The sequence below is a fragment of the Streptomyces sp. OfavH-34-F genome, from assembly GCF_022347745.1.
In the GTDB taxonomy this organism is placed as follows: domain Bacteria; phylum Actinomycetota; class Actinomycetes; order Streptomycetales; family Streptomycetaceae; genus Streptomyces.
In genome coordinates this window covers 1-7,601 of sequence record NZ_JAKRGC010000313.1, presented here as the reverse complement: position 1 = coordinate 7,601, position 7,601 = coordinate 1, and the positions used below count along the sequence as shown (strand labels likewise).

Below are 7,601 nucleotides of genomic sequence, written 5' to 3'. Positions count from 1 at the left end.
GGCAGCCCGCCCGGGCCGCCCAGCACGCCACGTTGGCGCCCGCGCCGCCCGCCCGGGTACGGATCACGGCGGCCGTGTCCGTGCCGCGGGCCAGCGCCGCCGTGTGCCGGGCCACCACATCGGTGACCACGTCCCCGACGACGAGGAGGCCGCCGCTCACCGCGCCGCCCAGGCGATCGCGATGCGGGCGGCGAGCGCCACGTTGCCCCGGACCGCCGCGAGGTTGGCCTCCAGCGAGGCGCCCCCGGTGTGCCGCACCAGATGGCCGAGAAGGAACGGTGTGACCGCCTGCCCCGTGATCCCCCGCTCCCGGCAGGCTTCCAGCGCCTCCGCCAGCACCCGGTCGTGCAGCGCGGGGTCCAGCTGCTCCGCCTCCGGCACCGGATTGGCCACGATCAGCGCGGCCCCGGGGCCACCGAGCGCGTCCCCGGCCCGCATCACCTCGGCGACCTCCTCGGGCGAGGTCACCGTCCAGTCGACCGGCTCGCCGGAACTGCGCAGGTAGAAGCCGGGGAACGTGTCGGTGCCGTAGCCGAGCACCCCGACGCCCAGCGTCTCCAGCCGTTGCAGCGTGGCCGGGACGTCCAGGATCGACTTCACGCCCGCGCAGACCACGGTGATCCCGGTCCGGGCCAGCAGCCGCAGGTCCGCCGACTCGTCCTGCGTCCGCGTCCAGCCCCGGTGCACCCCGCCGAGGCCGCCCGTCGCGAAGATCCGCAGCCCCGACCGGGCCGCCAGGAACGCGGTCGCGGACACGGTCGTCGCCCCGCTCGCCCCGGCCGCCAGCGCCGGGGCGAGGTCGCGGTGGCCCAGCTTCCGCATCCCCTCGTCCTCGGCCACCCGCTCCAGCTGCGCCTCGTCCAGCCCGATCCTGGCCCGGCCGTCCAGCACGGCGACGGTCGCGGGCACGGCGCCGGCGGACCGGACGAGTCCTTCCAGCTCCCCGGCGACCCGCAGATTGCGGGGGCGGGGCAGACCGTGGGCGATGATCGTCGACTCCAGGGCGACGACCGGCCGGCCGGCGTCGAGGGCGGCCCGCACCTCGGCGGAGAGGACCGGCGCGTACGGGGTGGTACCGAGCGGCGCGTTGAGTGACATGTGCACATCCCTGTCGCGGCTGGCCGGCACTCAAACGCCAGGCCCCGCCCGGGTGGCTCGAAACCTCCCACCGCCCTGCGCCGACCGCTCGTTCACGGCCGTCGCCCCCCCGGGCCGGCCGGCGCCCCCGTCAGAACAGCGGGGCGGGCAGGACCCCCTCCAGGGCCAGCAGCCGACGCTTCGTCTCCAGGCCGCCGCCGAAGCCGCCCAGCCCGCCGTCGCTCTCCACCACCCGGTGGCACGGCACCACCACCGGCAGGGGATTGGAGCCCATGGCCGCGCCCACGGCCTGGGCCGCCCCCGGCCGGCCCGCCCGCTCCGCCAGCTCGCCGTACCCCGCGACCGTTCCGTACGGCACGCCGCGCGCCAGCTCGCGCAGGACCTGGCGGTTGAAGCCCCCGGTCAGCGACCAGTCCAGGTCGAGCGAGAACTCCCGCAGCGTGCCCGCGAAGTACGCGGCGAGCTGGCGGACCGGCTCGGCCAGCCGGGCGGAGCCGGGCGCCTCGGCAGGCTCCGCGCCGAGCCGGCCGCGCAGCCGGTCCAGCGCCGCGTCCCGTATCCCCGGGCGGGCGTGGAACACGACGTTCACCAGCCCCGTCCCGGTGGCGGCCAGCATCAGCGGACCGATGTCGCTCCCGACGACGGTCCACTCGACGACCCCGTTGCTGTCCATGCCCCCACCGTACGGGCGCCCACCGACAGCGGGGCCGCCTTCCGGCCGGATCAGCCGTCCGTGGCCTCGCGGACCACGTCCGGGGTGTTGGTGATGATGCCGTCCACGCCCATCCCGGCCACCTGGACCGCGGCCGCCGCGTCGTTCACCGTCCAGGTGTTCACCCGGAGCGGCTTGCCGTGCGGGCCCTTCAGCGCGTGCGCGGCCGCCACGTAGTCGCCGGACAGCTTCGTCCACGACGGGTTGACCTGGTCGGCGAACGCCGCGTACGCGGGCAGCTCGGCGACGGGCGGGTTGCCCAGGAAGCCGGTGACGAGGTCCGGGCGCAGCGAGTGCACCGTGCGCACGCTGTCCGCGCCGAAGCTCTGGATCACCAGCCGGTCCCGGACATGGGCGCGATCCAGCCAGCCCTCCTCGTTGAGCACCCGGAGCGTGGTCCGCTCGATGCCCGGGTACAGCTCCGGGCTCTTGATCTCCAGCAGCAGGTTCTGCCGGTTGTGGGTCAGCCGCCGCAGGTACTGGCGCAGCGTCGGCACGCGCGTGCCCGCGTACCGCTGGTCGAACCAGCTGCCCGCGTCGAGGCGGGCGATCTCGTCGAGCGTGAAGTCCCGGACCGCCCAGGGCGCACGGTCCGGGAAGACCTCCTCCACGTTCGTCGTCCGCTTCAGGTCCGTGTCGTGCAGGACGACCGGCACCCCGTCCTTGGTGAGCTGGACGTCGTTCTCCACCCAGTCGAAGCCCATCCGGTCGGCCCGGTCCACGGCCACGAGGGTGTTCTCGGGGGCGTACGCCGAGGCGCCCCGGTGTGCGTAGACGAGCGGGCCGCGCGCCTGGGCGTCGGTGGCCTGGCGCACCGGGGCGAGCTGCGCCGGCGGCCGGATCACGGGGGTGTCCCCGGCCGGCGGACCGGGGTTCGGCATCAGCAACGTGCCGGCGCCCATGACGGCGGCGGCGGCGACGGAGGCGGTAGCGGTGCCTGCGTACACGTGGACTCCTTGCGTCAGAGTTGCGGACGGCCCGAGCGTCCCAGCCGGCCCCGAACGGAGGACAGGCGAAGGATGGCCACCGTGTGAACGCGCCCCGCAGACCGTGTCACGCACCGCCGACCCGGTCGATAAGATGCGGCACTTCTGTTGTGTCCGCCGGGCCTTGCGCCCGGACGACAGGCCCTGGGATCGTCCTGACCCGGAGCTTGCTGCTGAAGGGCGTACAAGGATGCAGGGCACAATCGACGGCTTCGGCTACGGGGCGGTGACCCCTGCGGCGGCGTTCCTCATGGCATGCCTCGGCGCGGCGCTCGGTCTGCGCTGCACCACGCGGTCACTGCGCACCGGCCGTTCCTTCAGGGCCGGCTGGCTGGCGCTCGGGGCGACCTCCATCGGTTCGGGGATCTGGACCATGCACTTCGTCGCGATGGTGGGGTTCTCCGTCGAAGAGGTGACGATCGGCTACGACAAACCGATCACCTTCGCCAGCCTCGCCGTCGCGATCGTCGTGGTCGGCCTCGGAATCTTTCTCGTCGGGTACCGGGGCGCCACCCGGATGGCCCTGGTGACGGGAGGCACGATCACCGGGCTCGGTGTCGCCTCCATGCATTACCTCGGCATGGCGGGCATGCGGCTTGATGGGCGGTTCGAGTACGACACGCTGACCGTGGCCCTCTCCGTGGTCATCGCCGTGGTGGCCTCGACCGCCGCGCTGTGGGCCGCCGTCTCCATCCACGGCTTCCTGCCGAGCCTCGGCGCGAGCGTCGTGATGGGCGTCGCGGTCAGCGGCATGCACTACACCGGGATGGCCGCGCTCCGGGTCCACCTCCACCCCGCCGCGCTGAACGAGGGCGCGCCCCCCGGGGACGGCGCCGCCGACCTCCTGGTGCCGATGCTGCTCGGACCCGTCTGCTTCCTGGTGGTGGCCGCCGTCGTGGTCATGTTCGACCCGCTGGTGGTCATGGGCACGCCCGACTGGGACGACCCGCTGGCCGCGCCCGGCCACCGCGCGCCCGGCATCCCGGCGCAGGTGCCCCGCTTCGGCACGTACGCCGACCCGGCGTCCTTCTCCGCCCGGCCGCGGGACGCCGTACGCCCCGTGGACTGGTGAAACGCCCCCGCGCGGCCGCCGGCGGAGCCCGTTGTCAGTGGCGGGCCGTACGGTGGATGCATGCGGCCAGTCTCGAAGATCGAACGTACGGTGGCGCCTTTCGAGGTCGTCAGCCCCTACCAGCCCAGCGGTGACCAGCCCGCGGCCATCGCCGAGCTGGAGAAGCGCGTCCGCGCCGGCGAGAAGGACGTCGTGCTCCTCGGCGCGACCGGTACCGGCAAGTCCGCCACCACCGCCTGGATGATCGAGAAGCTGCAGCGCCCCACCCTGGTGATGGCGCCGAACAAGACGCTCGCCGCCCAGCTGGCCAACGAGTTCCGCGAACTCCTGCCCAACAACGCCATCGAGTACTTCGTCTCGTACTACGACTACTACCAGCCCGAGGCGTACGTCCCCCAGTCGGACACGTACATCGAGAAGGACTCCTCGATCAACGAGGAGGTCGAGCGGCTGCGCCACTCCGCGACCAACTCGCTGCTCACCCGGCGCGACGTCGTCGTGGTCGCCTCCGTCTCCTGCATCTACGGCCTCGGTACGCCGCAGGAGTACGTGGACCGCATGGTCCAGCTCAAGGTCGGCGAGGAGATCGACCGCGACCAGCTGCTGCGCCGCTTCGTGGAGATCCAGTACACCCGCAACGACCTGGCCTTCACCCGGGGCACCTTCCGGGTGCGCGGCGACACCATCGAGATCTTCCCGGTCTACGAGGAGCTGGCCGTCCGCATCGAGATGTTCGGCGACGAGATCGAGGCCCTGTCCACGCTGCACCCGATCACCGGCGAGGTCATCAGCGAGGACCGGTCGCTGCACGTCTTCCCCGCCAGCCACTACGTGGCCGGTCCGGAGCGCATGGAGAAGGCCGTCAGCGGCATCGAGCAGGAGCTGGAGCAGCGCCTGGCCGAGCTGGAGAAGCAGGGCAAGCTGCTGGAGGCCCAGCGGCTGCGCATGCGCACGACGTACGACATCGAGATGCTGCGCCAGATCGGCACCTGCTCCGGCGTCGAGAACTACTCGATGCACTTCGACGGCCGTTCCCCCGGCACCGCCCCCAACACCCTCCTCGACTACTTCCCCGAGGACTTCCTCCTGGTCCTCGACGAGTCGCACGTCACCGTGCCGCAGATCGGCGCCATGTACGAGGGCGACGCCTCCCGCAAGCGGACCCTGGTCGACCACGGCTTCCGGCTGCCGTCCGCCCTGGACAACCGCCCGCTGAAGTGGGAGGAGTTCCTCCAGCGGATCAACCAGACGGTCTACCTCTCCGCGACGCCGGGCGCCTACGAGCTGTCCCGCGGCGACGGGTTCGTGGAGCAGATCATCCGCCCCACCGGTCTGGTCGACCCGGAGGTCGTCGTCAAGCCCACCGAGGGCCAGATCGACGACCTGGTGCACGAGATCCGCGAACGCGCCGAGCGGGACGAACGCGTCCTGGTCACCACGCTCACCAAGAAGATGGCGGAGGACCTCACCGACTACTTCCTGGAGCTGGGCATCCGGGTCCGCTACCTCCACAGCGACGTGGACACGCTGCGCCGCATCGAACTGCTCCGCGAGCTGCGCTCCGGCGAGTACGACGTGCTGGTCGGCATCAACCTCCTGCGCGAGGGCCTCGACCTGCCCGAGGTGTCCCTCGTGGCCATCCTGGACGCCGACAAGCAGGGCTTCCTGCGCTCGGGCACCTCGCTGATCCAGACCATCGGCCGCGCCGCGCGCAACGTCTCGGGCCAGGTCCACATGTACGCGGACAAGGTCACCCCGGCCATGGCCCAGGCGATCGACGAGACCAACCGGCGCCGCGAGAAGCAGATCGCGTACAACACCGAGCGCGGCATCGACCCGCAGCCGCTGCGCAAGAAGATCAACGACATCGTCGCCACCATCGCCCGCGAGGAGGTGGACACCGAACAGCTCCTCGGCACCGGCTACCGCCAGGGCAAGGAGGCCAAGGCCCCGGTGCCCGCCCTCGGCAAGCACGCCGTGCCGGGCGACGGCAAGGCGGCGCGGTCCGGCAAGGGGGCCGGGCGCGGCCGGGACGCGGCCGCGGTCACCGACCGGCCGGCCACCGAACTCGCCGGGATCATCGAGGAGATGACGGACCGGATGCGCGCCGCCGCCGCTGACCTCCAGTTCGAGGTCGCCGCCCGGCTGCGCGACGAGGTGGGCGAGCTGAAGAAGGAGCTGCGCCAGATGCGCGAGGCGGGCCTGGCCTGACGGCCGGGCGCGCGACAAACGCGCGGCGGGTCCGCAGGGGCCCGCCGTGTGTTGCAGGAACGACACAAAACGGCCCGCGCCCTCCGCGCGGGTGACACCACTGCGTAGGGTGCTGGGCAACCGCACAAGGACGGTTGCGGGGAAAGCGGAGAGGGGACAGCGCGTGACGGTCAATATGACCAAGGGTCAGGCCATCAGCCTGCAGAAGAGCGATGGGGGGACCCTGACCGCGGTACGGATGGGGCTCGGCTGGCAGGCGGCACCGCGCCGCGGTCTGTTCGGCTCGCGCACCCGGGAGATCGACCTGGACGCCTCGGCGGTCCTGTTCGCCGACAAGCAGCCGGTCGACGTGGTGTTCTTCCGCCACCTGACCAGCGACGACGGCTCGGTCCGGCACACGGGCGACAACCTCGTGGGCGGCGCCGGCTCCGGCGGCGACGACGAGGCGATCCTCGTGGACCTCCAGCGGGTGCCGGTCCACATCGACCAGATCGTCTTCACGGTGAACTCCTTCACCGGCCAGACGTTCCAGGAGGTGCAGAACGCCTTCTGCCGCATCGTGGACGAGACCAACGGCCAGGAGCTGGCGCGCTACACGCTGGACGGCGGCGGGCAGTACACCGCGCAGATCATGGCGAAGGTGCACCGCGCGGGCAACGCCTGGAAGATGACCGCCATCGGCAGCCCGGCCAACGGCCGTACCTTCCAGGACCTCATGCCGGCGATCCTGCCGCACCTGTAGTCGGCACCGGACCCGCGCGGACGGGTCCGCATCGGGGCACGGGCAGCTCCCGGAGGCATCGGCCGCCGGGAGCTGCCCGTGTCGCGGCACCACCCGGCACGACCACCAGCACCATCACGCGCCACGCCACAGCACACCAGCAACAACTCGTCGAGGGGACACGGCAATGACGGCCGAGCTGGTCCGGGGGCAGAACCACACCTTGCCCCAGACCCGTCTGGAGATCCGGATATCGGCCGGGACGCCCGTCGTGGCCGGTGCCACGCTCGGCGACGAGCACGGCAGGGTGCCCGGCATCGAGTGGATCGCCCACCCCGGCTCCCCGCAGCTGCACGGCATCGAGGTCTCCCGGCAGGCCGCCGCGGGGCACCGGCTCGCCGTCGACCTCGACGCCCTGCCCGACGGGGTCCACCGGGTCACGGTGCTGCTGGCCCTCCCCTCGGGCGCCGGCGGCCCCGCCACCTTCGGCTCCGTCGCCTCGCCCTTCGTCGCGGTCACCGGCCTCGACGGCGACGAGATCGCCACGTTCACCCTGACCGGCCTCGACAGCGAGTCCGCGGTCACCGCCCTGGAGCTGTACCGCCGCCAGGGCGCCTGGAAGGTCCGGGCGGTCGGCCAGGGGTACGCGGGGGGCCTCGCCGCCATGCTCGCCGACCAGGGCGTGGACCGGGCCGCCGAGCTGGCCGGCACCATCCAGGAGGCGGTCGCCCGCGGGCTGGCCCGCTCGGTGGCCCCGCCGCCGCCCCGCACCCCGGAGACCGACCGCGTCCGGCACGCCCC

The 7,601-nt window shown here is 72.8% G+C and carries 7 protein-coding genes and 1 pseudogene; 4 read left to right on the top strand and 4 right to left on the bottom strand.

What is annotated here, in order from left to right; genetic code table 11:
- The 4 genes and pseudogenes from MHW47_RS29400 to MHW47_RS29385 all read right to left on the bottom strand — a co-directional run.
- Positions 1–160 (bottom strand): annotated as a pseudogene (locus MHW47_RS29400) (sugar kinase); the annotation flags it as partial.
- On the bottom strand, positions 157–1,098 hold the full coding sequence (locus MHW47_RS29395; RefSeq protein ID WP_239226804.1) for a pseudouridine-5'-phosphate glycosidase: 942 nt from the start codon (positions 1,096–1,098) through the stop codon (positions 157–159). The pseudogene MHW47_RS29400 and the gene MHW47_RS29395, both read right to left, overlap by 4 nt.
- Positions 1,099–1,228: 130 nt before the next feature.
- A complete protein-coding gene (locus MHW47_RS29390; RefSeq protein WP_239226803.1) occupies positions 1,229–1,771 on the bottom strand; it encodes a methylated-DNA--[protein]-cysteine S-methyltransferase in 543 nt (180 codons plus the stop codon).
- Between the two features lie 50 nt (positions 1,772–1,821).
- The gene (locus MHW47_RS29385) at positions 1,822–2,757 is read right to left on the bottom strand and encodes a glycerophosphodiester phosphodiesterase family protein (RefSeq protein WP_239226802.1); all 936 of its coding nucleotides are present in this window, start codon (positions 2,755–2,757) and stop codon (positions 1,822–1,824) included.
- A 229-nt stretch (positions 2,758–2,986) separates the two neighbouring features.
- Between MHW47_RS29385 and MHW47_RS29380 the strand changes: the two genes are divergently transcribed.
- The 4 genes from MHW47_RS29380 to MHW47_RS29365 form a co-directional block, all read left to right on the top strand.
- On the top strand, positions 2,987–3,868 hold the full coding sequence (locus MHW47_RS29380) for an MHYT domain-containing protein (RefSeq protein WP_239226801.1): 882 nt from the start codon (positions 2,987–2,989) through the stop codon (positions 3,866–3,868).
- Between the two features lie 60 nt (positions 3,869–3,928).
- Positions 3,929–6,079: an excinuclease ABC subunit UvrB gene (gene uvrB, locus MHW47_RS29375; protein ID WP_239226800.1), complete on the top strand. Its 2,151-nt coding sequence runs from the start codon at positions 3,929–3,931 to the stop codon at positions 6,077–6,079.
- A gap of 163 nt (positions 6,080–6,242) precedes the next feature.
- Entirely contained in the window at positions 6,243–6,821 is a 579-nt protein-coding gene (locus MHW47_RS29370) for a TerD family protein (RefSeq protein ID WP_093709338.1), read from the top strand.
- Positions 6,822–6,987: 166 nt separating this feature from the next.
- Positions 6,988–7,601, top strand: a 614-nt coding sequence (locus MHW47_RS29365) for a TerD family protein (RefSeq protein WP_239226799.1), incomplete at its 3' end; no start/stop codon positions are given.

Excerpts from the sequence above, each read along its gene's own strand:
- MHW47_RS29395 (WP_239226804.1), bottom strand. The coding sequence starts at position 1,098 with ATGTCACTCAACGCGCCGCTCGGTACCACCCCGTACGCGCCGGTCCTC.
- uvrB (WP_239226800.1), top strand. The coding sequence starts at position 3,929 with ATGCGGCCAGTCTCGAAGATCGAACGTACGGTGGCGCCTTTCGAGGTC.
- MHW47_RS29380 (WP_239226801.1), top strand. The coding sequence starts at position 2,987 with ATGCAGGGCACAATCGACGGCTTCGGCTACGGGGCGGTGACCCCTGCG.
- MHW47_RS29390 (WP_239226803.1), bottom strand. The coding sequence starts at position 1,771 with ATGGACAGCAACGGGGTCGTCGAGTGGACCGTCGTCGGGAGCGACATC.